General features: G+C 62.6%; 24 protein-coding genes. 11 read left to right on the top strand and 13 right to left on the bottom strand.

Annotated features, from left to right (window positions below; translation table 11 throughout):
• Window positions 1–2: 2 nt before the first annotated feature.
• Together NE851_RS14325 and NE851_RS14320 are read right to left on the bottom strand one after the other, a co-directional pair.
• A complete protein-coding gene (locus NE851_RS14325; RefSeq protein WP_047615319.1) occupies window positions 3–506 on the bottom strand; it encodes a hypothetical protein in 504 nt (167 codons plus the stop codon).
• Window positions 503–1,132, bottom strand: coding sequence for a DNA-3-methyladenine glycosylase I (locus NE851_RS14320; protein ID WP_047615316.1), 630 nt, complete (start codon window positions 1,130–1,132; stop codon window positions 503–505). The genes NE851_RS14325 and NE851_RS14320 overlap by 4 nt, the downstream gene beginning before the upstream one ends.
• 249 nt (window positions 1,133–1,381) lie before the next feature.
• On the opposite strand from NE851_RS14320, the gene NE851_RS14315 reads away from it, so the two are divergent.
• From NE851_RS14315 to NE851_RS14305, 3 genes are all read left to right on the top strand, one after another.
• Complete coding sequence (locus NE851_RS14315; protein ID WP_183904219.1) at window positions 1,382–2,131, top strand: L,D-transpeptidase; 750 nt, start codon at window positions 1,382–1,384, stop codon at window positions 2,129–2,131.
• Between the two features lie 136 nt (window positions 2,132–2,267).
• Window positions 2,268–2,960: a L,D-transpeptidase gene (locus NE851_RS14310; protein WP_254961116.1), complete on the top strand. Its 693-nt coding sequence runs from the start codon at window positions 2,268–2,270 to the stop codon at window positions 2,958–2,960.
• Between the two features lie 123 nt (window positions 2,961–3,083).
• Window positions 3,084–3,758 (top strand): outer membrane protein, encoded by a 675-nt coding sequence (locus NE851_RS14305; protein ID WP_047613776.1) that lies wholly within the window; start codon window positions 3,084–3,086, stop codon window positions 3,756–3,758.
• A gap of 142 nt (window positions 3,759–3,900) precedes the next feature.
• On the opposite strand, the gene NE851_RS14300 is transcribed toward NE851_RS14305, so the two are convergent.
• The 4 genes from NE851_RS14300 to NE851_RS14285 all read right to left on the bottom strand — a co-directional run bounded on the left by NE851_RS14300 (window position 3,901) and on the right by NE851_RS14285 (window position 8,448).
• Window positions 3,901–4,341 (bottom strand): hypothetical protein, encoded by a 441-nt coding sequence (locus tag NE851_RS14300; protein WP_047613775.1) that lies wholly within the window; start codon window positions 4,339–4,341, stop codon window positions 3,901–3,903.
• A gap of 107 nt (window positions 4,342–4,448) precedes the next feature.
• Entirely contained in the window at window positions 4,449–5,759 is a 1,311-nt protein-coding gene (gene glcF / locus NE851_RS14295; protein WP_254961113.1) for a glycolate oxidase subunit GlcF, read from the bottom strand.
• 53 nt (window positions 5,760–5,812) lie between these two features.
• On the bottom strand, window positions 5,813–7,012 hold the full coding sequence (gene glcE / locus NE851_RS14290; protein WP_254961111.1) for a glycolate oxidase subunit GlcE: 1,200 nt from the start codon (window positions 7,010–7,012) through the stop codon (window positions 5,813–5,815).
• Window positions 7,009–8,448 (bottom strand): FAD-linked oxidase C-terminal domain-containing protein, encoded by a 1,440-nt coding sequence (locus NE851_RS14285; protein ID WP_097595311.1) that lies wholly within the window; start codon window positions 8,446–8,448, stop codon window positions 7,009–7,011. Before NE851_RS14285 ends, glcE begins: the two co-directional genes overlap by 4 nt.
• Window positions 8,449–8,609: 161 nt before the next feature.
• On the opposite strand from NE851_RS14285, the gene NE851_RS14280 reads away from it, so the two are divergent.
• Complete coding sequence (locus NE851_RS14280; protein WP_132574197.1) at window positions 8,610–9,506, top strand: LysR family transcriptional regulator; 897 nt, start codon at window positions 8,610–8,612, stop codon at window positions 9,504–9,506.
• Between the two features lie 13 nt (window positions 9,507–9,519).
• Here NE851_RS14280 and NE851_RS14275 read toward each other — a convergent pair whose 3' ends face one another.
• Window positions 9,520–10,371 carry a LysR family transcriptional regulator gene (locus NE851_RS14275; protein ID WP_254961107.1) on the bottom strand — a complete coding sequence of 284 codons (852 nt, stop codon included), beginning with the start codon at window positions 10,369–10,371 and terminating at the stop codon, window positions 9,520–9,522.
• A 142-nt stretch (window positions 10,372–10,513) separates the two neighbouring features.
• On the opposite strand from NE851_RS14275, the gene NE851_RS14270 reads away from it, so the two are divergent.
• Window positions 10,514–11,509, top strand: a complete 996-nt coding sequence (locus NE851_RS14270) for a zinc-dependent alcohol dehydrogenase family protein (protein ID WP_254961105.1) — start codon at window positions 10,514–10,516, stop codon at window positions 11,507–11,509.
• 14 nt (window positions 11,510–11,523) lie between these two features.
• Here NE851_RS14270 and NE851_RS14265 read toward each other — a convergent pair whose 3' ends face one another.
• Entirely contained in the window at window positions 11,524–12,681 is a 1,158-nt protein-coding gene (locus NE851_RS14265) for an adenosylhomocysteinase (RefSeq protein WP_183905870.1), read from the bottom strand.
• Between the two features lie 97 nt (window positions 12,682–12,778).
• Window positions 12,779–13,657 (bottom strand): LysR substrate-binding domain-containing protein, encoded by an 879-nt coding sequence (locus NE851_RS14260; protein WP_254961103.1) that lies wholly within the window; start codon window positions 13,655–13,657, stop codon window positions 12,779–12,781.
• Between the two features lie 264 nt (window positions 13,658–13,921).
• On the opposite strand from NE851_RS14260, the gene NE851_RS14255 reads away from it, so the two are divergent.
• The 4 genes from NE851_RS14255 to NE851_RS14240 all read left to right on the top strand — a co-directional run bounded on the left by NE851_RS14255 (window position 13,922) and on the right by NE851_RS14240 (window position 18,300).
• Window positions 13,922–14,470, top strand: coding sequence for an NUDIX hydrolase (locus NE851_RS14255; protein WP_047613768.1), 549 nt, complete (start codon window positions 13,922–13,924; stop codon window positions 14,468–14,470).
• 62 nt (window positions 14,471–14,532) lie between these two features.
• Window positions 14,533–16,026 carry an inorganic phosphate transporter gene (locus NE851_RS14250; protein WP_254961101.1) on the top strand — a complete coding sequence of 498 codons (1,494 nt, stop codon included), beginning with the start codon at window positions 14,533–14,535 and terminating at the stop codon, window positions 16,024–16,026.
• A 16-nt stretch (window positions 16,027–16,042) separates the two neighbouring features.
• A complete protein-coding gene (locus tag NE851_RS14245) occupies window positions 16,043–16,780 on the top strand; it encodes a 16S rRNA (uracil(1498)-N(3))-methyltransferase (protein WP_097542889.1) in 738 nt (245 codons plus the stop codon).
• Between the two features lie 146 nt (window positions 16,781–16,926).
• A complete protein-coding gene (locus NE851_RS14240; RefSeq protein ID WP_028757086.1) occupies window positions 16,927–18,300 on the top strand; it encodes a glutamate--cysteine ligase in 1,374 nt (457 codons plus the stop codon).
• Between the two features lie 31 nt (window positions 18,301–18,331).
• Here NE851_RS14240 and NE851_RS14235 read toward each other — a convergent pair whose 3' ends face one another.
• Window positions 18,332–19,216 carry a hypothetical protein gene (locus NE851_RS14235; protein ID WP_254961100.1) on the bottom strand — a complete coding sequence of 295 codons (885 nt, stop codon included), beginning with the start codon at window positions 19,214–19,216 and terminating at the stop codon, window positions 18,332–18,334.
• Between the two features lie 243 nt (window positions 19,217–19,459).
• Between NE851_RS14235 and NE851_RS14230 the strand changes: the two genes are divergently transcribed.
• A complete protein-coding gene (locus NE851_RS14230) occupies window positions 19,460–20,311 on the top strand; it encodes a DUF937 domain-containing protein (protein WP_254961099.1) in 852 nt (283 codons plus the stop codon).
• Window positions 20,312–20,401: 90 nt separating this feature from the next.
• Here NE851_RS14230 and NE851_RS14225 read toward each other — a convergent pair whose 3' ends face one another.
• The gene (locus tag NE851_RS14225) at window positions 20,402–20,701 is read right to left on the bottom strand and encodes a YjiS-like domain-containing protein (protein WP_254961098.1); all 300 of its coding nucleotides are present in this window, start codon (window positions 20,699–20,701) and stop codon (window positions 20,402–20,404) included.
• Window positions 20,702–20,957: 256 nt separating this feature from the next.
• Between NE851_RS14225 and NE851_RS14220 the strand changes: the two genes are divergently transcribed.
• On the top strand, window positions 20,958–21,914 hold the full coding sequence (locus NE851_RS14220; protein ID WP_003588350.1) for a LysR substrate-binding domain-containing protein: 957 nt from the start codon (window positions 20,958–20,960) through the stop codon (window positions 21,912–21,914).
• Between the two features lie 6 nt (window positions 21,915–21,920).
• Here the strand turns inward: NE851_RS14220 and NE851_RS14215 are convergent, their stop codons facing one another.
• Entirely contained in the window at window positions 21,921–22,562 is a 642-nt protein-coding gene (locus NE851_RS14215) for a TetR/AcrR family transcriptional regulator (RefSeq protein WP_168332583.1), read from the bottom strand.
• 215 nt (window positions 22,563–22,777) lie between these two features.
• Window positions 22,778–25,873 carry an autotransporter outer membrane beta-barrel domain-containing protein gene (locus tag NE851_RS14210; protein ID WP_254961091.1) on the bottom strand — a complete coding sequence of 1,032 codons (3,096 nt, stop codon included), beginning with the start codon at window positions 25,871–25,873 and terminating at the stop codon, window positions 22,778–22,780.
• Between the last annotated feature and the right edge of the window lie 145 nt (window positions 25,874–26,018).

Below are 26,018 nucleotides of genomic sequence, written 5' to 3'. Positions count from 1 at the left end.
CCTCATTGCTTGGCAGGCGCCTTCGGAAACAGCGACGGGCGTTCGGGCTCGGCCGGCGGTTGCGGCGGTTGTGGGGCCGCCGCCAAGGGCTCGATCAGGATGCTGAACGGAGCGCCGAGGCCGCGGCGCGGCGAGACCTTGGAATAATAGGGACGCAGCAGCCAGGTGGCGTCTTCCTTGACCGTCGTCTCGAAGCTCATGCCATCCTCGTCGGTGCCGAAGAACGCCTCGTCATCCGGCTTCGACAGGTCGAAGATCGCCAGGAAGGCAAATTTGCTCTTGGTGGAAAAACTGACCTTCACGTGCTGGCCGGTGCGCACCGGCAGCGTATAGACATGGCTATTGCCGAACTTCGTCCAGCCCTTCAGCTGCATGGTGACGGCCGGGAATTGCAGCTTCTCCAGCTTCTCGCCGGGATCGAGCTGCGGTGTCTGCGCCATGGCGGAGACCGGCAGGAAAAACAGGGCAGCGGCTGTTATCAATATTCTCACGGACAGATCTTTCATGGACGGACCAGGGCGCTGCGCATCGCCTCGACCTCGGGCCGGCAGAAGCAGCCTTCCAGATGATCGTTGACGAGACCCATCGCCTGCATGAAAGCATAAACTGTGGTCGGGCCGACAAAGGTCCAGCCGCGTTTCTTCAGATCCTTCGAAATGATGACCGATGTCGGCGTCGTCGGATTGGCGACGATATGCTCGCGGTCGACCACAACAGGCCGCTCGTTATGGCCCGGCTCGTAGCGCCAGAAATAACGGGCGAGCGAGCCGAACTCGTCCCTGAGGGCGATCGCGCGCTTGGCATTGTTGATGGTCGAGACGATCTTGCCGCGATGGCGGATGATGCCGGCATCGCCAAGGCAGCGAGCGACATCCTCGTCGCCGAAGAGAGCGACCTTGTCGAAATCGAAGCCTGAAAAGGCGGCGCGGAAATTCTCGCGCTTGCGCAGGATCGTCAGCCAGGAAAGGCCGGACTGGAAGCCTTCGAGGCAGATCTTCTCGAAGAGGCGGATGTCGTCGGTGACGGGGCGGCCCCACTCCTCGTCATGATAGCGGAGGTAGTCGGGCAGATTTGCGTGCCAGTGGCAGCGGCTCCTGCCGTCCTCGCCGATGATGATGCCTGTCGCGCTCATGATCCTTCATTCTGCGGGGGTCCGCTTCGTTCTCCGCTGATGATTCCGGCTTTACCATTTGCAAACCGTCTTTCCAAACCGAACGGTAACCCTGACGAAAAGTTTATCCGGTCGGTCGGCTTTTCATGAATCGATCTTTACCATTCGCTGGCGGATAGGGTGGCAGCGTCTTTGCGGGCGGAACATGTCCGCCCGGGCGGAGAAGTAGTCCCGCCAGCCATTTTCGGTCATTTGTAGAGAGTTCGTCCGATGATGAAACAGCTTATTCTTGCCGCAGCCCTCTTCGGCATTGTCTCCACGGCCGCCCTTGCAGACGACCGCTACGCCACCCGTCCGCCGGTCGTGCTCAGCCCGGATCTGACGGCGCCCTGGATCAACCAGCTCGGCGGCGGCGCGGTTCGACCCGTCGTCTATCAGCGGCCGGTCATCCGGCAGCCGCAGCGCGGAATCTTCCAGCGCCGCGCGCTGCGCCAGGCGCCGCAGGCCGCACCGCAGACCGTTTCGGCGATCAATCCCGGCATCCCGTCGATCCGCCGTCCGATCGAGCCGCAATTCCTGCCGCAGATGGTCGATTACGATACCACGGAAAAGCCCGGCACGATCGTCATCGATACCAACAACCGCTTCCTCTATCTGGTGATGGAAGGCGGCAAGGCAAGGCGCTACGGCGTCGGCGTCGGCAAGCCCGGCTTCGAATGGGCCGGCGCCCACAAGATCACCCGCAAAACGGAATGGCCGGACTGGACGCCGCCTTCCGAAATGATCAGCCGCGAAGCCGCCAAGGGCCATTACCTGCCGGCGCGCATGGACGGCGGACCGGAAAACCCGCTCGGCGCCCGCGCCATGTATCTCGGCTCGACGCTTTACCGCATCCACGGCACCAACGCGCCCTGGTCGATCGGCAGTGCCGTCTCCTCGGGCTGCATCCGCCTGCGCAACGAAGACGTCGTCGATCTCTATGACCGCGTCAACGTCGGAACCCGCGTCATCGTCATGTAACGACCGGGCAAATACCTGGGGAGCCGTAGAGAATAGCCGGCTCCCTTCTCCAAAAGAGCTTTATCCGGCCACGCCGATCTTGAATCGGGGAGAAGTTCATGTAGCTTCGAGCGAATTTGCTTGAGGGGAATCGATCATGATCAAATTGATGCCGGGTCTGGCTGCCGCCGGACTTGTCCTGTCCTTGATGTCCACATCCGCCTTTGCTGCACCCGCCGGCTCCGCGCTGGACAATACACGAGCCCCGGCGCAGATCGTGCGCGTGGCGCAGATGCCGAAATACGTGAAGCCGCAGTTCAAGCGCAAGAAAGTGCGCCTGGTGACGACGGAAGCGGCCGGCACCGTCATCATCGATACCAACAACAAATATCTCTATCTCGTCGAAGGCAACAACCGCGCCACCCGCTACGGCATCGGCGTCGGCCGCGACGGCTTCGGCTGGTCGGGGATCGTCAAGATCGGCCGCAAGGCCGAATGGCCGAGTTGGACGCCGCCGGCCGAGATGCGCCGCCGCGAAGCCGCCAAGGGCCACATCATCCCTGCTTTCCAGGAAGGCGGCGAGGACAATCCGCTCGGCGCCCGCGCCATGTATCTCTACCAGGGCGGCCGCGACACGATCTTCCGCATCCACGGCACCAACCAGCCCTGGACGATCGGCCTCAACATGTCTTCCGGCTGCATCCGGATGATGAACGAGGATGTGACGCACCTCTACGACCGCGCGCCTGTCGGCACCAAGGTGATCGTCATCGGCCCCGGCAACCGGCAGGGCAAGGTGGCTTTCGAGGACCGAGGCATCGACGTGCTGCGCACGATGTTTGGCGGCTGAGCAACACTGACGAAAAAAACGAAAGGCGCATTTCGACGCGCCTTTTGTTTTGCTTAGACTTTGCGGCCGAAAGCTGGCACACCTGCCTAAGAGTCGACATATTTGCAATATCGGGGCTATTCAATGACATATGCGCTGCGTTCCTCCGCTTCGCTACTTGCGGGCATCGCGTTTTTGACAATCTGTTCAGCAGTTTCCGCCTCGGCGGAAGATCTGCAATTCTCTGTCTATGGCGGTTATCAGACCGCACCGCACAGCGGCGTCGATCTCTCCGACGGCACGCATTTCACCGCCGGCTGGGAAGGCAAGTCCTTCGGCAGCCCGCCTTATTACGGCGGCCGCGTCACCTGGTGGCTCGAGAACTTCAACAAGCCGAACTGGGGTATTTCGCTCGATTATACCCATGACAAGGTCTATGCCGACGACGATACGCTGGCCAAGACCGGCTGGTCGCACTTCGAATTCACCGACGGCCTGAACTTGCTTACGGTGAACGGTCTCTACCGCTTCCAGGATCCGACCCGCCGCTGGACGCCCTATCTCGGCGCCGGTATCGGCGTGAACATTCCGCATGTCGAAGTGATTCGCCCCGAGGGCAAGACCTGGGCATATGAATTCGGCGGCGTGACGCTGCAGGCCCAGGCCGGCGTCGACTTCAAGGTGACCGAGCGCTGGTCGACCTTCGTCGAATACAAGGGCACCTATTCGCGCATCGACGTGCCGATCGACAACGGCGTGGACCTGAAGACCAACATCTTCACGAATGCCGTCAACGTCGGCGTTTCATTCCACTGGTAAGAACAAATTTCGGCTGCGACGTGAGAGCGGTTCAGCGCATAAAAGCGCAAAACCGCTCTAACCTTTTATCGTTATGCAATTCCCAGGCAAAACCGCCTTGCGCTTTGCCTGGGAAAACCGCTTCGTACTTCCTGAAATTGCTCTATTTCGTGCCGCAGCTGACCTTGCCCTGGACGGCATAGGGCTTTTCACCGCCTGCGATCGTCAGGGAATAGGTGCCGCTGAAATTTGCCGACGGCTTGCCGCGTTCGCCGGCAACCACGACGAGATCCAGCGTTGCTCCGCCGGTGTCGTCATCACCACCGTCGAGAACCTCCAGGAGCAGTTCGCCGTCACGCGACCAGTGATTGGTCAGATGCTGCGATTCGAAAACACGTTTTCCGAATACCGTCGATTGCGCCTGGTCCTTGACAACAAGTGCACCGCGGAAATGGTTGAGCTTGTGGCCGGCATCGCTTTCGAAACCGCTTTCGAGCGTGAAACGCGCTTCCTTGTCGTCGGCGGAACAGAACAAACGACTGTCGGCATGGGCGGCGCCTGCCGCTCCGAGCAGTCCCGCAAGCACGATCATTCCCCGCCACATCGCCCAACCTCCCGAGACCGGCCCGACGGGCCCGCTGCATATGCAGCAATTTAAAGTGCTACAGCGTCCTTTGCGCATCTGAAAAGACGCGCGGCGCTGTAGTAGCTTCAGCCTAGCGGCAAACCTGTTAATTTTTCCGGCACAGCGCCGCCATAAGCCCAATCGAGCAGTTCGACCGTATGCAGGATCGGCATGCCGGTGCCGGTGGCGATCTGGGTGATGCAGCCGATATTGCCGGTGGCAATGATATCGGCCTTGGTGGCCTCGATGTTTTTGACCTTGCGTGCCTTCAGCGCAGCCGAGATCTCCGGTTGCATGATGTTATAGGTGCCGGCAGAGCCGCAGCAGAGATGACCTTCCGCCGGATCGCGCACCGTAAAGCCCGCCGCTTTCAGCAATTGCTTCGGCGCGAGCGTGATGCGCTGGCCGTGCTGCATGGAACAGGCGGAATGATAGGCGACCGTGATGCCCTTCGGCATGTGGGCCGGCAGCTCGAGGGTGGCGAGATATTCGGTGATATCCTTGGCGAGCGCCGAGACCCTGGCCGCCTTTGCGGCATAGGCGGGATCGAGGCGCAGCATGTGGCCGTAATCCTTGATCGTCGTGCCGCAGCCCGAGGCGGTGATGATGATCGCGTCGAGGCCCTGCCCGTCGATCTCGCGTGTCCAGACATCGACATTGGCGCGCGCGCTCGCAAGCGCCTGTTCGGCGCGGCCCATGTGATGGACCAGCGAGCCGCAGCAGACCTCGCCCTCCGGCAGTACGACCTCGACGCCGAGCCGCGTCAGCAGCCGGATCGCCGCCGCGTTGATGCCGGGATCGAGCACCGGCTGGGCGCAGCCGGAAAGGATCGCCACCCGGCCGCGCCGTTCCGCCTCGGGCAAGTAGCTGCCGGGTTTTGCGAAGGCTGAAGCGGCCGGGATGCGGCGCGGCGCAAGCGCCAGCATGGCGGCGAAAGGTTTCAGTGCGCCACCCCGCATCAGGCCGGCGAAGGGCCGGCCGAGACGGGCGAGATTGAGCGCCAGGCGGAAACGGCCGGGATAGGGCAGCACGGCGGCAAGGATGGCACGCGTCAGCCGGTTCATCAACGGGCGCTTATAGGTCTTTTCGATATGGGCGCGGGCGTGATCGACCAGGTGCATGTAGTCGACGCCGGAGGGGCAGGTGGTGACGCAGGCAAGGCAGGAAAGACAGCGGTCGATATGGGTGACGACCTCGGCATCGGCGGGCCGGCCGTTTTCCAGCATGTCCTTGATCAGGTAGATGCGACCGCGCGGGCTGTCGAGCTCGTTGCCGAGCGTCACATAGGTGGGACAGGTGGCGGTGCAGAAACCGCAATGGACACATTTGCGCAGAATCTGCTCGGATTCGGCGACAGCGGGATCGAGCAGCTGGCTCGGGGTGAAGTTGGTTTGCATTTAGAGGGACCTCCGCTTTTGGAGGATATCGGGGGTTGTGCTCATCTTCTCCCTCACCCCATCTTCCCCGGATTGAATATGCCGGCCGGATCGAATTTCTCCTTCACCCGCCGTGACAGCATCGCCACCGCCTCAGGCTCGGGGTGGAAGGCCGCGGTGACTGCCCTCGCCTCGGCCGATGCGCGGATCAGCGTCGCATGGCCACCACCGAGCGCCTTGATGAAGCGGCGGACCAGCTCGGCTTCAGGACCGGCCTCCATGCGCATCCAGACAAGACCGCCCTGCCAGTCATAGAAAGCGTCGACGCCGGCCTCGAGGCGCAGCGCGGCGACCAGCTGATGGCCGGTGCCGGGGGCGACCGAGACGCGCCAGACCGGCCGCGCGGTGCCGTCGGCATAGGGCAGCACGTCGCGGATTTCTTGCCAGAGCCTGCGGCTGTCGGGCTGCTCCAGCCTGGTGACCGTGGCGAAGGCCGACATTGCCGCGACAAGCTTTTCAATGCGCACGTCGACCGAACCGGCCAGGCCCTCAATGCGCAGAACCGTCGCCTCGCCCTCGGGCAATGTGCCGGCGAGGAATTTCCAGGTCACCGTCAACGGCAGATGGGCGGCACCCGAGACTTCGACCGGCAGCGCCATCGCCGCCGCCATGGCGTTGGCCGCCTCGGCATCGTTGAGGCCCGATAGAACCACCGTCTGTTCCGTCTTCGGGCGCGGCGGCACGCGGAAAGTAACTTCGGTGAGGAAAGCCAGCGTGCCATGCGAGCCGGCCACCAGCTTGACGAGATCGAGGCCGGTGACATTCTTCATCACCCGGCCGCCGGCCTTGATGATCTCGCCCTTGCCATTGACGAAGCGCACACCGAGCAGGCTGTCGCGGGCGGCACCCGCGATCAGCCGGCGCGGGCCTGAGACATTGGCGGCAAACACGCCGCCGATGGTCGGCTCGCCGGATGTCCCCATCACAGGGCGATGATCCATCGGCTCGAAGGCGAGCATCTGGCCGCTCTCAGACAGCGCCGCCTCGACCTCGGCGAGCGGCGTGCCCGCTCGAACGGTCATGACCATTTCGCCGGGATTATAGGCGACGATGCCGGAAAGCCCGGTCGAGCGCAGCCGGCCTTCGGCGACAACGGCATTGCCGAAGCCCGAGCGGCTATCGCCGCCGCAAATCGCGAGCGGCTGGCCGCTTTCCGCGTGGGCGCGGACGATTGCCGCCGCCTCTTCCTCACTCGTCGGCATCAGATCGATCATGCGGCGGGGCGCCCTTCGAGCGGGAAGACCTTCGACGGGTTGAGGAGCCAGCCGGGATCGAAGGCGGCGCGCGCCGCCATCTGCTGGGCAAGGTCAGCCTCGGAATATTGGTGGCGCATCAGGTCGCGTTTCTCGATGCCGACGCCATGTTCGCCGGTCAGGCAGCCGCCGGCATCGACGCAGAGCTTCAGGATGTCGTTGCCGGCGGCTTCCGCGCGAGCGGCATCCTCGGGATCGTTGGCGTTGAAGAGGATCAGCGGGTGCATGTTGCCGTCGCCGGCGTGGAAGACATTGGCGACGCGCAGGCCGTAATGATCGACGATTTCGGCGGTCCGCTTCAGCACATGGGAAAGCTGGCTGAGCGGCACCGTGCCGTCCATGCAGATGTAGTCGGCGATGCGGCCGGTGGCGCCGAAGGCGGATTTGCGGCCCTTCCAGATCAATGCCGCCTCGGTCGCCGACTGGCATTCGCGCACGGTCTTCACCGCGTGCCGGCGGGCGATCGCGACGATGTCCTTCAGCGTGGCGTCCATCTCCGCTTCCGACCCCTCGACTTCGACGATCAAAAGCGCGCCGACATCGAGGGGATAACCGGCATGGGCGAAGGCTTCGCAGATCTCGATTGCCGGCTTGTCCATGAATTCGATCGCAACCGGGACGATGCCGGCGGCGATGACATCGGCAACGCAGGCGCCGGCCTCCTCCGAGCTCTCGAAACCGAAGAGCACCGGGCGGGCGCCTTCCGGCTTGGCGATCAGCCGCACCGTCGCCTCGGTGACGATGCCGAGCTGGCCTTCATGGCCGCAGACGAGGCCGAGCAGATCATACCCCGCCGCATCCAGCGCCTTGCCGCCGAGTTCGATCACCGTGCCGTCGACCAGCACCATTCTGACGCCGAGCAGGTTGTTGGTGGTGACGCCATATTTCAGGCAGTGGGCGCCGCCGGAATTCATGCCGATATTGCCGCCGATGGTGCAGGCAAGCTGCGAACTTGGATCGGGCGCATAGAAAAAGCCGTCCGCAGAGACGGATTCGGAGATGTTGAGATTGGTGACGCCGGCCTGAACCACGGCGACGCGGTTCGGCAGATCGATTTCGAGGATGCTGTTCATCTTCGACAGGCCGAGCACAACCGCATCCTCCTGCGGAATGGCGCCGCCGGAAAGCGAGGTGCCGGCGCCGCGCGGCACCACGGGAATGCCGTAGCGGTGGCAATAGCGCATGACGGCCGAAACCTCGGCTGTCGTGCGCGGCAGGGCCACGGCGAGCGGCAGACGGCGGTAGGAGACGAAGGCGTCGGTCTCGAACGGCACCAGCTCGCGCGCCTCATGCACCAGGCATTCCGGCGGCAGAAGATCGGTCAGATCGGCGACGATCTGGGGTCTGCGCGCCAGGACATCGGCGCGGGGGCTGAGAAACGAAATGGCGTCGGACATGGCGTTCTCCCTGGCCCTGACGACGGGGAAATAACAGCGGGAAGAGGGTAGCGGAACCGGCCGCGAACCTCCCTGCCGCCGATAGACCGGCTTAGCACTTTCCCGAAAGCGGCGCAAATGCTAAGCACTTATGCCAAAAGGGGAAAAAGTCGCAAAACCTTATGACCAATCTGGGTGATCTCGAAATCTTTGCCAAGGTCGTTTCGACAGGCAGCATGTCTCTCGCCGGGCGCGCGCTCGGCTTTTCCCCGGCCGTCGTCTCCAAGCGGATCAAGCGGCTGGAGGACCGGCTCGGCACCCGGCTTTTGCAACGCACGACGCGGCAGATCTCGCTGACGGAAGCCGGACAGGGTTTCTACGACCGCGTCCTCGGCATTCTCGCCGGGCTTGAGGAAGCGGAATTCTATATCTCCGGCCGCTCGGCACAGATGCACGGCACGCTGAAGATCTCGGCGCCGACCTCCTTCGGGCGCATGCATATTGCGCCGCATCTGAAGGGTTTCATGGAGGCGCATCCGGAGCTTGCGATCAACCTGGTGCTGACGGACGAATTCAGCGACATCGTCGGCGGCGGCTTCGATCTGGCGATCCGCATCGCCGAACTCACCGATTCGAGCCTCGTCGCCCGAAGGCTGGCGCCGGTGCGCCGGCTGCTCTGCGCCTCGCCGGATTACCTGGCGGCGCATGGCGCGCCTCAGCATATCGACGAGCTGAAACACCACCGCTGCCTGCCGGCGCACAATAACGACACCTGGCGGCTGAACGGACCGGACGGAGCGCTGAGTCTCAGGCCGGAAGGCATGCTGATCACCAATTCCAGCGAGGTGATCCGCGAGGCTGTCATCGCCGGTCTCGGAATCGCGCTGCGCTCCACCTGGGATATCGGCGAAGAGCTCAAGGCCGGCCGGCTGGTGCAGGTGCTGCCGGCCTATGAAGGCTCGCACAATGTCGCGCTGTCGGTCGTCTATCCCAGCCGGCAGTTCCTGCCGGCCAAGGTGCGGCTGTTCATCGATTATCTGGCAGAGCTTTATGGCCCCGTCCCCTATTGGGAGCGCTGATGGCAGTGCCGGTTCAGCGCGCCAGCCTCTCGATGACGAGGTCCAGCAGGGCGCGCAGCCGCGCCAGCCGCTTCATGTCGCGGTGATAGCCGACCCAGGTGTCGCGGCCGGGTGGCGGTTCACCGAGATCGACCAGTTCGACGACCGCAAGGGAATCGCCGAGCGGCCGCGGCAGAACGGCGAGCCCGGCACCGTTGGCACAGAGCGCTGCCTGCACGTCGCGGCTGTTGCTCCGCATGACGGTATTGGCCCGCGGCAACAGGCGCTGCAGCCAGCCGACATCCGGCATGTCGCTGAAAGCCTCGTCCATGCTGATGAGGCGGGCGCCCGTGCCATCGCCAGCTTCGGGGTGCGGTGCGCCGCGTCTGATGTAAAGGCCGTATTCGATATGGATGAGCTTGCGCGATATGACCTCCGCCTCCGTGAAAGGCCGGATGCGGAAGACGAGGTCGGCTTCGCGTCGCGACAGGTTGAGAAGCCGGCTGTCGGTCAGCAATTCGATCTCTACCTTTGGATGGACTTGCGAGAATTCCGCCAGTACCGGCGAAAGCACATGTACGCCGAACCAATCGGATGAGGACAGCCTGAGAAAACCATCGAGCTGACGACTGCCACCGGCAAGGACGCGCTCCATGGCGAGCGCTTCCTCTTCGATGCGTTCAGCGCCGGCGAACACGGCGGTGCCCTCGTCGGTCAGCACGAAGCCATCCGTCGTGCGCTGAAAAAGCGTCTGGCCGAGCGAGGCTTCAAGAGCACGCAGCCGCCTGCCCATCGTCGGCTGCGTCAGCCCGAGGCTGCGGGCTGCTGCCCCCAGCGTGCCGAACCGCGCGATCGCCAGAAACAGCTTGAGGTCGCTCCATTCCATCGCCCGCATCCGTCAAACAAAAATGCATGGATTTCAGTCATTATCTTTCATTTTCATTCGCGCTTCAATGCACCATCTTCTTCCAGCACAAGCCATTGCCGACGCCCCAGCAGACGCCGCGCTGCGAACGAAGGAGAGTTCCATGCCTGTCCAATCAACGATGAAAGCACTGCTGGCGGAGACGCCGAATTCGCCGCAGCGGATCGCCGATATCGCAAAATCGCCCCCCGGCGAGGGCCAGGTTCTGGTGCGCATCAAGGCAAGTGGCGTCAACCCGCTCGACCTCAAGATCCGGGCCGGTAATGCGGTCCATGCCCGCCATCCGCTTCCCGCCATACTCGGCATCGATATGGCCGGCATCGTCGAAGAGATCGGAACTGGCGTCAGTGGTTTCCGCCGCGGCGACGCGGTCTACGGCATGACCGGCGGGGTCGGCGGCATTCAGGGATCGCTTGCCGAATTTGCAGCCATCGACGCCGCGCTGCTGGCGCCAAAGCCACAGAATCTGTCGATGCGCGAGGCAGCCGCCCTGCCGTTGATCTCGATCACCGCCTGGGAAGGGCTTGTCGACCGCGCCGGGGTCAAGGCCGGCCAGAAGGTTCTCGTACTCGGCGGCGGCGGTGTCGGCCATATCGTGGCGCAGATCGCCAAGGCTGCCGGAACCGAGGTCTATGTGGTCGACGGCGCTTCGAAAGCGGATTATCTCGCCGGCCTTGGCGCAACACCGATCGATCGTGACGTGGAAACGGTGGAAACCTATGTCGCAAGACACACCGGCGGCAAGGGTTTCGATCTGGTCTACGATACGGTCGGCGGCCAGGGGCTCGATACGGCATTCCGTGCCGTCAGTCGGTTCGGCCATGTCGTGAGCTGTCTTGGCTGGGGAAGCCACGCGCTGGCGCCACTCTCCTTCAAGGCCGCCACCTATTCCGGCGTCTTCACGCTGCTGCCGCTTCTGACCGGCGAGGGACGCGCCCATCACGGTCAGATCATGCGGGAGATGACGAAGCTCGTCGAAGCCGGCAAGGTGATGCCCAAGCTCGACAGGCGCCGGTTCGCCCTTGCCGATGCCGATGAGGCGCATCGGCTGATCAAAAGCCGGCAGGCGGATGGAAAGCTCGTCGTCGAGATCGACTAACCTCGACGAGAGAATTAGCGCGCCAGATCGAGATAGGCGTTCGCCACCATCGCGTCGATATCGCGGGGTACGGGGACGACGCAGGATTGGGGACCGGCCTCGCCCCGGGCGATGCGTTCCAGGCAGCGGGCCTGGAGGGTGAAGCCGAGATCCATCGACTCGACCGTATTGCCGAGCGGCCGCGGACCGGCGAGATTGGCCATGTGACCGCCGCCGAGTACATGGAAGGAACGGCCGTCGGCGAGATGGAAGGTCTCGATATGGTCGGCCTCGTAGCGATCGATGCCGGTGACATCGGGATGGCGGCGAAGGGCCTCGACATCGATCTCATGCGGGAAATGGCCGCCATTCATCAGGATCGCGCCGTCCTTGACAAGCGGCAGGTCGGCTGCCGTGACGATGCCGGCAAAACCGGTGACGGTGACGATGATATCGGCCGAGCGGATCGCCTGGTCGCGTAGCGGCGTGACGAAACCGTCGAGATGGGCTTCGAGCGTCGTCACCGGATCGATGTCGACGACGCTGACGGTTGAAAAGGCATTGCGGAAACAGGCGGCCGTGCCCTTGCCGCAGGCGCCGTAGCCGAAGACGGTCACGCGTTTGCCGTTGGTGGAGCGGTTGGTGAAGCGCAGGTAGCTTTCGAACAGGCTCTGGCCGACGGCATGCCTGTTTTCGGCGAACTGCTTGATCGGGCTGTCGTTGATGACGAGGATCGGCATCTCCAGCCGCTCGCGCAGCGGCAGCAGACGGGTGCGCCCCGAAGTGGTCTCCTCGGTGCCGCCCAGGAGATTGGCATAGGGCTTTTCCGCCGCGATGGCGAAGAGATCGCCGCCATTGTCGAGCAGCAGATCCGGCTTCTCGGCGATGACCGCTTCGAGGCTCTGATGATGGGCAGCGGGATCGGTCGTCTGCGTGGCAAAGACGGTGATTCCTTGTGAACGCAGGAACTCGACCGTCGACGGCTGGGTACTGTTGAGATTGCCGGTGCAGACGAGACGCGCGCCACCGGCGCGCAGCGTCATCAACAGCGCCACCGTCTTCGGCTCGAGATGGATGCCGGTACCGATCGATAGACCCTCGAAAGGACGCGTCCGCTCGAATTCGGCCGCCGTCGCCGTGAGCAGCCGGCAGCTGCCGCCGATCCAATCGATACGGGTTGCGGTCTTTTCCATCATCTCTTTCCTATTTGCGCCTTGGTGCTGTTTTAGCGGAGCAACAGGGCTGCGAATATGGAAGTAATTCTGGCGAAGGGGCAGAAAATCTGCCCTTTCAGGCCGACGTCCCGCAACGAAGCAGCCAGCCGGACAAAGCCACAAAGGCCGGCCGTTTCGCATCCGGCGTGCGGCAGCAGAGGCTGTAGCCCGACGGGCGGGATATGAAGCCGTAGGGCGCGACCAGATGCCGGCGTTCGAGATCGTCTTCGATCGAAGCACGCGGCGCAAGCGCGATGCCAAGCCCGGAGCGGGCAGCCCCCAGCGCCAGCAGCAGATCCTCGAATTCCTGGACGCGGGAAAAGACGACCGGCGGCGTGCCGCTTTCGGCGAACCATTCGTCCCAGAGCTTCGGAACGCTGCGGCTGGCGAGCATCGTCAGTGCACCCATCGCTGCAGGGTCCTTGGATAGTGTCGCGGCGAGCGAAGGTGTGGAGACCGGGCCGAACTCGTCCTCCATGAATCGCAGAGCGGTGATCCCCGGGGCCGGCCGGTATTCACCGCCCATGATCACAGCGTCCAACTCCGGGTGCATCTGCAGCGGTTCGACCACGGTCATCGGCACGATCTCGACCGCCGTATCGCCGAGACTTGCCTGCATATCCGCGACGCGCGGCATCAGCCACCAGACCGCGAAGGCGGAGGGCACGCCGAGCCGAATGCGATTCTGCTCGGCGTCTTCGAGCTCCAAAACGGCGCGTTGCAGGATGTCGAAAGCCACGCCCGCTGCGGCGGCGAAAGCGCTCGCCTGCACCGTCGGAACCAGCCGGCGGCCGTCACGCGTGAAGAGCTTGCGGCCGAGGTGATTCTCCAACGTGGCGATCTGCTGACGCACGGCGCCACGCACCACATTCAGCTCTTCGGCAGCTTTCAGAATGCTGCCGTGACGGCAGACGGCCTCGAAGGCGCGGACGGCGTTGAGAGGGGGTAGACTCATGATTACCACATTCGAAAATCATAGTGCATCACTTGATCTTGCCATTGAACGAAAGGCAAGATCACGCCATATTGTACAGCTGTGCAATGTGACGCATTCGAGACAGGGCGTGACGGATTCTCCGAACCTGTCCTACCTCGATTTTCCCTATGAACGACGATCAAATGGCGTTTCGAATCGTCATGCCATTTTGGATTGCGTAAGCTTTCCGTGATATACGTATATGAGTGATTCCTAACGACGACTGTGAAGGTGACCCGACAATTGACTCTTTTCGCCCGACTGGCTTCCGATGTGCAACTGATGTTCCGGCGCCCGCCGCGACAGCAATATGGTGCGCTCTGCTACCGGGTTAAGAAGAAGAGCGGCGAGGTCGAGGTGCTGTTGATGACGAGTCGCGACACCGGCCGCTGGGTCATTCCCAAGGGTTGGCCGATGACGCGCAAATGCGCCCATGAGGTCGCGATGCAGGAGGCCTTCGAGGAAGCCGGCGTGCGCGGCGTGGTCGAGCCGGAGACGCTTGGCGCCTATACCTATCCCAAAGTGCTGCGCGATGGCGTGCAGGTGGTCTGCAAGGTGCAGGTCTATGCGCTCGAAGTCACCAATATGATGAAGAACTTCAAGGAAAAAGGCGAGCGCCGCATCGAATGGGTGTCGTTCGACGAGGCGGCCGGGCGGGTGCGCGAACCGGAGCTCCGTCACCTCTTCCTTGCTTTCAAGAAAAAGATGACCGACAGGCTTTCGGCCAACGCGGCGACGCAAATTTCAACGGACAACGAAATTCCGGCGGCCAAGCAAATTCCGGCGGAATGATTCCTGCCATCTTGCACTGCTAGAAAAGCAGCGTAGAAGCAGATTCATTCTCAGGAACAAGAATGCCGCCACGTCCCGCAGTTCTCACGAAACGCACGCTCGACAAGGACCTCGACAAGATCACCCATGCCGAGGACGTGGCGAAGCATGTTTTGCGGCGGCTGGTGGCGCCCGGTCTCGGACTGATCTTTCTCGGTCTGGCCATGCTTTTTGCCGGCGTCTACGTGTTCGACCGGCCGGGAGCGATGCTGGTGGCGGCGGCGGCGCTTGCCGGCTACATGGCGATGAACATCGGCGCCAATGATGTGACCAACAATGTCGGTGCCGCGGTCGGCGCGCGCGCCATGACGATGGGCCAGGCCCTGGTCATCGCGGCGATTTTTGAAATCCTTGGCGCCACCATCGCCGGCGGCGAGGTCGTCAAGACAATTTCCTCGAACTTAGTCGACGCCGTCCAGGTGCCGCCGGCAATACTCGGCTGGATCATGATAGCGGCACTGATGGCGGCGGCCCTCTGGATCAATCTCGCGACCTGGATGAATGCGCCGGTTTCCACCACCCATACGATCGTCGGAGCAGTGATCGGAGCCGGCATCTCAGCCGTCGGGCCGGAGCCGGTGAACTGGCGGGTGCTGCTGGAAATCACTTCGAGCTGGATCACCTCGCCGCTGATCGGGGGGCTGATCGCAGCCGGGCTGCTTTATCTCGTCAAGACGCTGATCATCTATCGCGACGATAAGATCGCGGCGGCCAAGCGCTGGGTGCCGGTGCTGGTGGCGGCAATGGCCGGCGGCTTCATGGCCTATATGGTGCTGCAACTGTCGCCAGCCGGCAAATTTCAGTCCTTCACCATCATCCTCATCGGAATTGTCACCGGGCTGCTAAGCTGGCTTGCCGCCCGGCCGCTCGTTCTCGCCCAGGCGCGGGATCTCGAAAACCGCAACAGTTCGCTGCGGGTGCTGTTCCGCCTGCCGCTGATCGGCTCTGCGGCGTTGCTGTCCTTCGCGCATGGCGCCAACGACGTTTCGAACGCGGTCGGGCCGCTGTCGGCGATCGTCCATTCGGTCGGCGTCGGCGGCGACGCCATCGGCCATCCGCCGCTCTGGGTGATGCTGATCGGCGCCTTCGGCATCTCGGTCGGCCTGCTGCTCTTCGGGCCGCGCCTCATCCGCCTCGTCGGCGAGGAGATCACCAAGCTCAATCCGATGCGGGCCTATTGCGTCGCGCTGTCGACCGCCTTTACCGTCATCGTCGCCTCCTGGCTCGGTCTGCCGGTCAGCACCACGCATATCGCCGTCGGCTCGGTCTTCGGCGTCGGATTCTTCCGCGAATGGTACACGCGTCATTCGAAGCGCCGCATCGCCTATATCAGGCGCAAGGCCGAGAGCTTTGATATCGACGAGCCGGAGGAGCCGAACATTCACGAGACGCGGCGGCGCTATCTCGTGCGACGGTCGCATTTCATGACGATCGTCGCTGCCTGGATCGTCACCGTGCCGGTTTCGGGGGCGCTTGCGGCAATGATTTATTGGGCTATGTTCGCGCTCTTCGTGTGAAACCCCGAGTTTTCGAATGCGCGCCAATTTCCGTATGCAACGGCTTTTCGTCGACGCGCCGCTTTCCCGCGGCGCCGTCCTCGAGGCAAATACCGACCAGTTCAACTATCTCGCCAATGTGCTGAGGATGGAGGAAGGGGCGGAGATCCTGCTCTTCAACGGCCGCGACGGCGAGTGGAAGGCGAGCCTCACTTTTCCTACGCGCAAACGCATCGTCTTGACGGCAACCGAAGAGACCCGGCCGCAGCCGCAGCCTTGCGACCTGCATTATCTGTTTGCGCCGCTCAAGGTCGGCCGCATGGATTATCTCGTGCAGAAGGCTGTGGAAATGGGAGCCGGCCTGCTGCAGCCGGTCATGACCCAGCACGTCCAGGGCAAGATCACCAATCTCGACAAGCTGCGCGCCAATGTCGTCGAGGCGGCGGAACAATGCGGCATTCTCGGCATCCCCGATGTGACCGAGCCGGTGAGGCTTCTCGACCTGCTCGACCGCTGGCCGAGCGAGCGCCGCATCATCTATTGCGACGAGGGCGACGCCGGGCAGAACCCGCTGCCGGTGCTGTCGGCGATCCGCGAAAAGCATCTTGCTCTGCTCGTCGGGCCGGAAGGCGGCTTTTCGGAAGAGGAACGGGCGCGGCTTCGAAGCCTCGATTTCGTCACCGCCATTCCGCTCGGACCGCGCATCCTCAGGGCCGATACGGCGGCCGTTGCGGCGCTGGCGGTGGTCCAGGCGGCGATCGGCGACTGGAATTAGGTCGAAAACGGGTTGACATGGAAATCGCTGCTATTTTTTTGATGCGTCTTTGAAACAATTTCACTTGCAACATGGGTGGCTTGGGTCCTAATCACCCTTCCAACTGCCCGGCCCCCTGGGCGCCTTTTTGAATACAGGTATCCCGCATGGCCCGCGACACTACCGACCAGACACCGCTCTCTTCGGTCCAGGATCTGACCGATTACATTGCCGCCGGCAACAAGCCGCGGGAGCGCTTCCGGATCGGCACCGAACACGAGAAGTTCGCCTTCTTCCGCGCCGACAACAGTCCGGTTCCCTATTTCGGCGACGCCAGCATTTCGGCCCTTTTGACCGGCTTGCAGAAGAAAAGCGGCTGGGAGCCGATCACCGACGGCGGCAACATCATCGGCCTTGCCGAGCAGAACGGCATGGGCGCGATCTCGATCGAGCCCGGCGGCCAGTTCGAACTCTCCGGCGCACCGCTGGAGACGATCCACGAGACCTGCAAGGAATCGAACCAGCATCTGGCGACGCTGCGCGAAATCGCCGAGCCGATGGGCATCCGCTTCCTCGGTATCGGCGGCAGTCCGAAATGGACCTATGCGGAAACCCCGCAAATGCCGAAATCACGCTACGAGATCATGACCCGCTATATGCCGAAGGTCGGCACCCAGGGTCTCGACATGATGTACCGCACCTGCACGATCCAGGTGAATCTCGATTTCTCCTCGGAAGCCGACATGCGCAAGAAGATGCGCGTCTCGATGAAGCTGCAGTCACTGGCGACCGCCCTCTTCGCATCTTCGCCCTTCACTGAAGGCAAGCCGAACGGGCTGCTTTCCTGGCGCGGCGATATCTGGCGCGATGTCGATAACCAACGCGCCGGCCTGCTCGACTTCACCTTCCGCGACGATTTCGGCTTCCGCGATTATGCCGAATGGGCGCTCGACGCGCCGATGTATTTCATCGTCCGCGACGGCCACTATCACGACTGTACCCATGTCACCTTCCGCCAGTTCATGAACGGCGCGTTGAAGGGCGAGGTCGCCGATCCGGCGCCGACGATGGGGGACTGGACGAACCATCTTTCGACACTCTTCCCCGACGTGCGGCTGAAGCGTTTCCTGGAAATGCGCGGCGCCGACGGCGGCCCCTGGCGGCGCATCTGTGCGCTGCCGGCCTTCTGGGTCGGCCTGCTCTACGACGATACGGCCCTCGAGGCCGCCGACGAGCTGACGAAGGATTGGAGCTTTGCCGAGATCAGCGCCCTGCGCAATGCCGTTCCCGCCGAAGGCTTGAAGGCGCAATTCCGCGGCCATCCGCTCTTCGACATGGCGCGCGAGGTGATCGGCATTTCAAAGGCCGGCCTCAAGGCGCGCGGCAAGCTCAACGGCGAAGGCCAGGACGAGACCATCTTCCTTGCGCCGCTCGACGAAGTGCTGGCCAAGAAAGCAACGCTCGCCGAGGATCTGCTGTCGCTCTATCACGGCCGCTGGAACGGTTCCGTGGAACCCGTCTTCGAGGACTATCAGTACTGAGGCGAGACTGTTTCAAGGAATTCAAGTTGGTTCACGGCGCCTTCTCGCGCTTCCTGGCTTCACGCGATCGTGCCGTACGGCGAGCCGGTCTCAGTTCCTCAATCGTCGGCAGCCACCACTCGGCGTCCTCAACCGGAGGAACTTTCGCCGGCCAGGTGCGGACGAGTTCTTCGAGTGTGGGAACCCGCCAATGTCCCCAGACGTGATCTTCGGTTACGCCGGGATAGAAGTCCGCAATGACGTCCGGCTCGACCAGTTCGCCTGAGATGTCGATAAAGACGACGATTCCATAGGCAGTGGCCACCGGACGCTCGATCGGCGGCAAGTCATCGCTCTGAAGCGGGTACCGATGACGCTTGCGTTCCGCGGAACGGCGCTTGCTGCGTATATCCTGTTCGGTTCCCTTGCGCTCCTCGGCGCGACGCCGTCTCTCCTCCGGTTCGTTTCTGCGCGCCGCAGTCTCGATATCAGGCCACCGTCGTCGGAGTTCCTCATAGGACCGGAAGGGAACGTGCCATATTCTGAGATCACCGTCCCACCGTGAAAACGGCACCTCGCGCAGTTTGTCGACGACAGTTTTCGAATAGGGTGTGCGAATTCGGAAACCTGCCTTGCCGAATTCGAGGTAGGGACTGTCGATCGGATCGAAGACGAAGGCGTCGCGTCCCTTCGCATCGGCGTGGGCGTCGGCTTCGGCCTCCATCTCGGCAAGCCATCGTCCGATGCGGCGGGACGCCGTCCGGCCGGGAACAAACCAAGCCTTGCGGGCATCGCTCCAGCGGGCACGGGGAAAGCGTCTTCGGAATTGCTCGACGGTCATCCTGTCATAGGGAAAGGAAATATCCGCGCCGGGCTTTTCACCGTCTTCACCGGGCGGCGCCTCGTCGTGACCAGCGGGGGATTTCGTCTCGGCCATGGAAGGAAAACGCCGGCGCGCAGGGATCGGTTTCCGGTGAGGATAGCATAGATGCTGGTTAAGGCGTGACAGCCTGCCGTCGTTGTGGCCGCTTTCGCTCGTGAGCTCGGTTCGCTGGGGCCTCGGCCGGGTAACACCGGCCAAATTCTTCCCTAAGTTCTTATGGCAAAAAGCCGTTTGCGCATGAGCATTTCAGGTTATAGTGGCGTTACAACGCGTCACGACTCGGGGAAAGGGACCTCCATGCTGCCACTCTTCGACATGATGATGCAGGCGCAGAATGGCGCGGCGATGGAAGCGGTCGCCCGGCAGTTCAACCTCGCGCAGGAACAGGCGACGAAGGCGATGGCGGCGCTGATGCCGGCCTTTTCCGCCGGACTGAAGCGCAGCACCAGCAATCCTTACGATTTCGTCGGGCTGATGCAGGCGGTCTCCTCCGGCAACTATGGGCGCTATTTCGAGGATATGAGCCGGGCCTTCACACCGGAGGGCATTTCAGACGGCAACAACATCCTTGCCCAGCTTTTCGGCTCGAAGGAGGTTTCGCGCGCAGTCGCCGCCCAGGCCGCACAGATGACCGGGATCGGCCAGGATATCTACAAGCGGATGCTGCCCGTGCTGGCCGATACGCTGATGGGCGGGCTCTTCAAGCAGACGACCGGACAGATGGCCTCGCCGGTCAACCCCTTCTTCAACACGGCGATGGGCGAGACCATCCAGAAATGGCTTGAGAGTACCGGCTTCGCGCCGAAACCGGCTCCGGAGCCCAGCATCTTCGACAATCCGTTCACCCAGGCGATGCAGCAGATGTTTTCGGTGCCGAAGCCTGCGCCGACGCAGACGCCCAACCCCTTCCTCGACAATCCCTTCGCCAAGGCCTTCCAGGAGATGATGGGCGGGCTCGGCCAGCAGCCGGCGGCCCCGGCCAAGGCCAAGACACCGGAGGCGCCCAAGGAAGAGGCGAAGGTCAATGCCGACAGCTATACCCAGATGCTGAACGCCATGTTCGACAGTGGACTGGAAGTGCAGAAGAGCTACCAGAAGAATCTGGAAGCGATCTTCGAAACCTACCGGCCGAAACCCTCCTCCGAATAAAAAAACCCGGAGATGGCTTGGGAAAGCCTATCACCGGGTCAAGCGGCAGGGCTATTGGCTATCACCCTGCGGGGAAACTCGACGCTCCTACTATTCGTAGGAGCGCAAAAGAGACGAGAGGCGCCAGCGATTGCGCGCCGAACGCGTCAGATGTTCCGACGGGTCCTCGAAAAAGGTCGACGCCAGGAACGCGGAGGTCAGATCGGCCCGGGTAAGGCCGATATCCCTCAGCTGCGTGTCGTTCAGATCATGCAGCGCGTTGATCTCCATGCGATTGCGGAACACGCGAAAGAGAGAGGCCAACGGTGCGAGGCCTGCCGCCAGACGCTGGAAAAACGTCGGGGTCGGATTGCCGCAGTCGAGTTCGAGTGTCCGGTCTGTCATGCGCATTGAACTCTCCTTTCTGTACAGTGCCGCACGTCTTTTAGACGCATAAAGGGCGCTGTAACGTTTTAGATCGGCGCGCAACGCAACCCACCCCTCCCGCGAGGTCGTGCGGGAAGGAGCAAGCTGAATTCCGCTTGGACAGGCAGGGTGTCTGTCCTTCACTTTGCTTTGATTTGCATCCCGAAGATGCCAAAGACCTATTGATCAGTCCAACGAATGTTTCTAATGATTATCATCAGCTATCTTTATGGGTGAAACCATGTCCGCACCTCTTGATCTCGACCAACTGCAGACTTTCATCGCCATCGTCGATTCCGGCAGCTTCACCAAGGCGGCCGACAGGGTCTACAAGACCCAATCGGCCGTCTCCATGCAGATGCGCCGCCTCGAAGAGCGCATCGGCAAGCAGCTGTTCATCAAGGATGGGCGCGGCAACCGGCTGACGGTCGAGGGTGAAAAGCTGCTCAACTATGCCCGGCGCATCATCCGCCTCAACAATGAGGCGATCGCCGCCTTCGACGACAACAGGCTGGAGGGGACGCTGCGGATCGGCACGCCGGACGATTATGCCGACCGCTACATGCCCGAAATCATCGGCCGCTTCGCCAAGACGCATCCGAATGTCGAACTCTACATCGTCTGCGAGCCTTCGGTGGATCTCGCCGAGCGCATGCACAAAGGCGAGCTCGACATCGCCCTCGTCACCCACAATCCGCGCGAGCGCATGTCCGATGTGGTGAGAACCGAGCCGCTCTGCTGGGTGGGCTCGGCCAACCATCCGATCCGCGACGACGCGCCGGTGCCGCTTGCCGTCGGCCGGCGCGACTGCCAGTGGCGCCAGCTCGCCTGCTCGGCGCTCGATGCTGTGGGACGCGAGCACCAGATCCTGTTCACCAGCTGGTCCTGCACCGTCGTTGCCGCTGCCGTGCTTGCCGGCATGGCGGTTTCGGTCATGCCGGAATCGGCATTGCGAACAGGCATGAAAGTACTGAGCCAGGCCGACGGTTTTCCGGCGCTGCCGCCGGTGCAGATCGGCATCATGAAGCGGCCGGGCGTTTCGCTCTCGCTGATGAACGCGATCACGGCGCATATCACCGCCTGCCTCGACAACATCACCCCTGCCGTCGTCGACGATACCCTCGAGGCCGATGTCAAATCCGCCCAGGCACGCCTTTATCCGCGGCTGAAGGCCGCCAATATGGTGCCGAGCTGGTAAGCCGACTCAAGCAGCGGCAGGCACGGTCGTGGTGAAAAGGGAGGCGCGGATGACGCGCTTCCATTGGTCGAGCATGCGCCGCGCCAACTCCTTGTCGCTGACGGCGGCAAGCCGGATGACGGCGCCGATCAGGTGGCTGAACAGGTAAGTGCGCGCGTACATATCCTCGTCGCAAAGGTCGGGAGTGAGATCGCGCACGGCGTCATGGAAGATACCGGCGACACGGCCGCTATGCTCGATGTTCAGCTGCAGCAGATCCTGATCGGTCTCCGTGCCCATCCAGACGCCGAGATAGACGGGATCGTCATGGTAGGAATCGTAATACCAGTCGATGATGGCGCAGACGCGGTCGAGCGCCTGGTCGAGCGACCTGACATCGGCAAACATCGCCGCCGTCTTCGCCTGGATCGCCGAAGCGTGCTGGTCGAACAGGGCTTTGACGATCGCCGCCTTCTCGGGAAAATACTGGTAAACCGAACCGATCGGCACTTTGGCGGCGACGGCGAGTTCCGTCATCCGCATGGCGCTGACGCCCTTTTCGGCAATGATCCTGGCGGCCGCGGCAAGAATGAGATCCAGCCTCTGGATGCTGCGTTCCTGCTTCGGCTTCCTGCGCAAGCCGATCCGATCCATGCTTTCCGCGCCCATGTCGTTCCCATTTTTATTGTTCGCGGCGGAAGGCATGACATGCAGGGTGTTCATCGGCGGTAAATGGAAATGCTCGCATTTTAACGGTTGGGAAAAGCGTATGAAAAACCGGGCTCTACGGCATTATGCTGCAACCAAAAGTGTTACAATGCCCCTTGCGCGTCTGAAAGACGCGGGAGCGCTGCAACGCATATCGTTTTTAAATCGGGCTGTTTTTAGAATTTCACCGACAGCGTCGCTTTGGCCCCATGCTGCTGCGCATTGTCTGCAATCTGGCCGGAATAAGCGATGCCGACGATGGAGCTTGGGGTGAGGTCGAAATCGAGCCCGGCGTCGAGAACGAAAGCATTCTCCGCCACCGGCACGCCGGCAACGATAAAGGCGTCGCCTCCGGCAAAAGCATGCGTCGACAAGGGCGCGATGTCGCCGGCGGCGTGCCGCCAGCCCGACATGCCGCGCAGGGTGGCCTTCGTCTCGCCCAGGCGGATCTGCATCTCAGCATGCAGGCCAAGCGTGGTGATGGTGGTGTTGGTCATGCGGCGGGCGCTGTCGAGTGCCGCCGCCCCGCCCTCTTCTGTGAAGCCTGCCGTTCGAATGCCGACATGGGCGAGATTGACGAAGGGCTCGAAAGAGGCGGCCTCCATCTCGAACCGATAGCCCAATTCCGCAAAGGCCTGCAGCGTGCCGGCCCCATAGCTTGCTTCCAATCTATCCTCGAAGCTTCCGACGGTGACCCTGCGGCTGGTCTCGATCTCGTGCCACGTGTGAGCGATGCCGGAACGGAAGGCGAGACCGTCCCACTGCGTGCCGGCGTAAAGGCCGAGGTGATAATCGTCGCTCGATCCCGATGAGCTCCGGTGCCGCGGATCGAAGCCGGAATTGCTGTAACCGGCCATCAGGCCGAACCTGACATCATCGAACGTGGCGTCGACGCCGGCAAGAAACCCGCCCACCTGATGGTTGAGTGTGGCGGCATTGCCGTCCGTGCGCGTCTCGCTTGCGCCTCCAAAAGTCGTGCTCCAGAAGACCGGCGCGTCTGAAGGATCGGCGGCGATGAGTTCCGGGCCGCCCGGCCAGAACGCCTGTATCGGGATCACGCCGGCATCGGCGTCGCCGAATGCGGAACGCAGGCGCGCGTTGGCGGCCTCGCGGACAAAGAGGCTCTGGGTGATCAGCGCCGTTTTGATCGAGGCATGGATTTCACCGGACAGCGTGTCGAAACTTGCCTGGATCAGTGACTCGTCGTCGGGCAATGTGACGATGGCATCATAGACGTCATTGCCAGCGCCAAGATTCTCGGCAGCGTCGGCCGAGGCAATCTGGTTGCGCGTCAGGGCCATTTCGCTGAAACTCACGTCGTTGCGCTCGACCTCCAGATAGACGTTGTTCAGATCATAGGAGAGATCAGCCGCCAGGAAGGCATAATTGGAGGTGACGGCGCCGAATGTCCCGTTGATCCCGCCGGTGGCGGTGAGGATCGTATAGGTGGCGAAAGGCTTGTAGTGGCCATCCATCCCCACATGGGCAACGCTAGCGCCGTTGAGGAACGCGGTCCCCGAGACCGAGATCAAATCGCTGGCGGTGCCAGCCGCATCGACCTCAACCTCATAGGTGCTATCAGGATCGAGAGTGAGATCGCCGCCGACAGTCAATGTTCCAATGGAGTTGCCCGGTGCGATGGTGACGCCGGCACCAGCGTTCAGCACACCGACATGACCCGATCCGGCCAGCCTGCCGCCCGTCATCTCCAGGACGCCGCCAAGGCTGCCATTGACGATCAGCCGGCCACCTGAAACCGTGGTTGTCCCGGCAAAGCCCGAACTGTTGCCGGTCAGGCGCAGGGTGCCGCTGCCCAGCATCGTGAAGTCGCCGCTGCCGGAGAATATGCCGTCATAGGTCGTGCTGTTTGCCTGATCGAGCGTCAGGTCGGCGCTGCCGATCGCGATCTCACCGCCGCTTCCCGAAAGCTCTCCCATGGTCAGGTCGAAGCCGCCGAGATCGAGTGTGCCGCCATTGACCGCATAGGCGCCGTTCTGCACGAAAGCGCCGGCGCTGCCCGCCTGCAACGAGCCGGCCTCGACCGTCGTCACACCGGCGTAGCTGTTGGTGCCCGACAGGGTCAGCGTGCCGGCGCCCTGCTTCGTTAAGCCGCCTGCGCCTTGCAGATCCGTAGCAATGCCGACGGCAAAGCCGTTCGTGTCGATAAGGGCGCCGCCGGTGTCGATCGTGATCTCGCCAGCACTGAAGCCGCGCAGGAAATTCGCTTCATTGCCGGTTGCCCGCAGAATGCCGCCGTCGAAAACGAGGTCCGCATTGCCGGCGCCTCTCTCGACATAGCCGGTCTCCAGGACGCCGCGCCCGTTTGCGGCGCTGCCTGCAATTTCCACCGTTCCCGTGGCGCCCGCATCATCGGCGATGACGACCTCGGAAGCGGAAACCACGCCGCCATCGTCGATCGTCACAGTGCCCGAACCGAATTCGCCCACGAACAGCGCGCCGGAATTGATCCAGCTCGACCCCGAACCGGTCACGCTCACCACGCCGTTGCCGTCCGTACTAAAGCCGATATAGCCTTCACTCGCGGTGACCGAGCCGCCATTCGAAATGGTCAGCGTTCCCGCACCCGCCTCGCCGACCGAGATATAGCTGGAATTGCTCCAGATCGAATTCGCGCCTGTGACGACGACCTCGCCAATAGCGGCTGTGTCGTTGCTGATAAGGCCGGCAGCGCTGCTGACCGTCGCGCCATTCGAAATGATGAGCGTGCCGGCGCCGCTGTCGCCGACGTAGAGATCCTGGGCATTGGTCCAGGTCGAGCCACTCCCGGTGACCGTCACCGTGCCGCTCGCGCCGCCGAAATAGCCGATATAACCGTATACATTGTCGACCGCAGCTCCGTCTTCGATGGTGAGCGTGCCGGTGCCTTGATGGCCGATATAGAGGTCGTCTGAATTGCTCCAGGTCGAGCCTGCTCCCGTGACCGTTACCGTGCCGCTCGCACCCGGGTCGACGCCGAGCACGCCGATGTCATTGCTGACGTCGCCACCATTGCGGATGATAAGGGCCGCATCGTCGCCATTCTGGTCGCCGACGATGAGGTCGTTGTTGATTGTCCACGGGCTCGGCTGCGTGCCGGGGCCGGTTCCGCTAGGGTCGTTACCATCGACAATCTCGGTATCATTGCCGCTGATGACCTGCGCCCATCCCGGCCCCGCGGCCAGAAACAGCGCCAGCACCGCCGTACTCGCCGATCCCGCCAGTCGCAGCATGGCCGTCCCATGGATTGCCGCTTCGCATATCCTTTCGCCCATATTCGCTCGCAAATCGTCCCCGCCACTATTCGCTCGCGTAGAAATAGACCAATCAATTTAAATTTTAGTAATCATGTTACTGAAATTATTTATCGGCGACGGGAGCAACGGCCATAGCACCATGCGCTTTGACTGGCTCCTCGAT

This window comes from Rhizobium anhuiense bv. trifolii, from assembly GCF_024346605.1.
GTDB classification, from domain to species: Bacteria; Pseudomonadota; Alphaproteobacteria; order Rhizobiales; family Rhizobiaceae; genus Rhizobium; species Rhizobium anhuiense.
The sequence above is the reverse complement of the archived record's forward strand: the minus strand, read 5'-3'. Positions and strand labels throughout refer to the sequence as shown.

Coding starts and splice junctions, on each gene's coding strand:
- NE851_RS14315 (WP_183904219.1), top strand. CDS start 1,382: ATGATGAAACAGCTTATTCTTGCCGCAGCCCTCTTCGGCATTGTCTCC.
- glcE (WP_254961111.1), bottom strand. CDS start 7,012: ATGATCGATCTGATGCCGACGAGTGAGGAAGAGGCGGCGGCAATCGTC.
- NE851_RS14320 (WP_047615316.1), bottom strand. CDS start 1,132: ATGAGCGCGACAGGCATCATCATCGGCGAGGACGGCAGGAGCCGCTGC.
- NE851_RS14240 (WP_028757086.1), top strand. CDS start 16,927: ATGGCCCGCGACACTACCGACCAGACACCGCTCTCTTCGGTCCAGGAT.
- NE851_RS14325 (WP_047615319.1), bottom strand. CDS start 506: ATGAAAGATCTGTCCGTGAGAATATTGATAACAGCCGCTGCCCTGTTT.
- NE851_RS14215 (WP_168332583.1), bottom strand. CDS start 22,562: ATGGGCGCGGAAAGCATGGATCGGATCGGCTTGCGCAGGAAGCCGAAG.
- NE851_RS14260 (WP_254961103.1), bottom strand. CDS start 13,657: ATGAGTCTACCCCCTCTCAACGCCGTCCGCGCCTTCGAGGCCGTCTGC.
- NE851_RS14300 (WP_047613775.1), bottom strand. CDS start 4,341: ATGTGGCGGGGAATGATCGTGCTTGCGGGACTGCTCGGAGCGGCAGGC.
- NE851_RS14210 (WP_254961091.1), bottom strand. CDS start 25,873: ATGGGCGAAAGGATATGCGAAGCGGCAATCCATGGGACGGCCATGCTG.
- glcF (WP_254961113.1), bottom strand. CDS start 5,759: ATGCAAACCAACTTCACCCCGAGCCAGCTGCTCGATCCCGCTGTCGCC.
- NE851_RS14305 (WP_047613776.1), top strand. CDS start 3,084: ATGACATATGCGCTGCGTTCCTCCGCTTCGCTACTTGCGGGCATCGCG.
- NE851_RS14270 (WP_254961105.1), top strand. CDS start 10,514: ATGCCTGTCCAATCAACGATGAAAGCACTGCTGGCGGAGACGCCGAAT.
- NE851_RS14280 (WP_132574197.1), top strand. CDS start 8,610: ATGACCAATCTGGGTGATCTCGAAATCTTTGCCAAGGTCGTTTCGACA.
- NE851_RS14220 (WP_003588350.1), top strand. CDS start 20,958: ATGTCCGCACCTCTTGATCTCGACCAACTGCAGACTTTCATCGCCATC.
- NE851_RS14285 (WP_097595311.1), bottom strand. CDS start 8,448: ATGTCCGACGCCATTTCGTTTCTCAGCCCCCGCGCCGATGTCCTGGCG.
- NE851_RS14310 (WP_254961116.1), top strand. CDS start 2,268: ATGATCAAATTGATGCCGGGTCTGGCTGCCGCCGGACTTGTCCTGTCC.
- NE851_RS14230 (WP_254961099.1), top strand. CDS start 19,460: ATGCTGCCACTCTTCGACATGATGATGCAGGCGCAGAATGGCGCGGCG.
- NE851_RS14275 (WP_254961107.1), bottom strand. CDS start 10,371: ATGGAATGGAGCGACCTCAAGCTGTTTCTGGCGATCGCGCGGTTCGGC.
- NE851_RS14250 (WP_254961101.1), top strand. CDS start 14,533: ATGCCGCCACGTCCCGCAGTTCTCACGAAACGCACGCTCGACAAGGAC.
- NE851_RS14225 (WP_254961098.1), bottom strand. CDS start 20,701: ATGCGCATGACAGACCGGACACTCGAACTCGACTGCGGCAATCCGACC.
- NE851_RS14265 (WP_183905870.1), bottom strand. CDS start 12,681: ATGGAAAAGACCGCAACCCGTATCGATTGGATCGGCGGCAGCTGCCGG.
- NE851_RS14245 (WP_097542889.1), top strand. CDS start 16,043: ATGCGCGCCAATTTCCGTATGCAACGGCTTTTCGTCGACGCGCCGCTT.
- NE851_RS14235 (WP_254961100.1), bottom strand. CDS start 19,216: ATGGCCGAGACGAAATCCCCCGCTGGTCACGACGAGGCGCCGCCCGGT.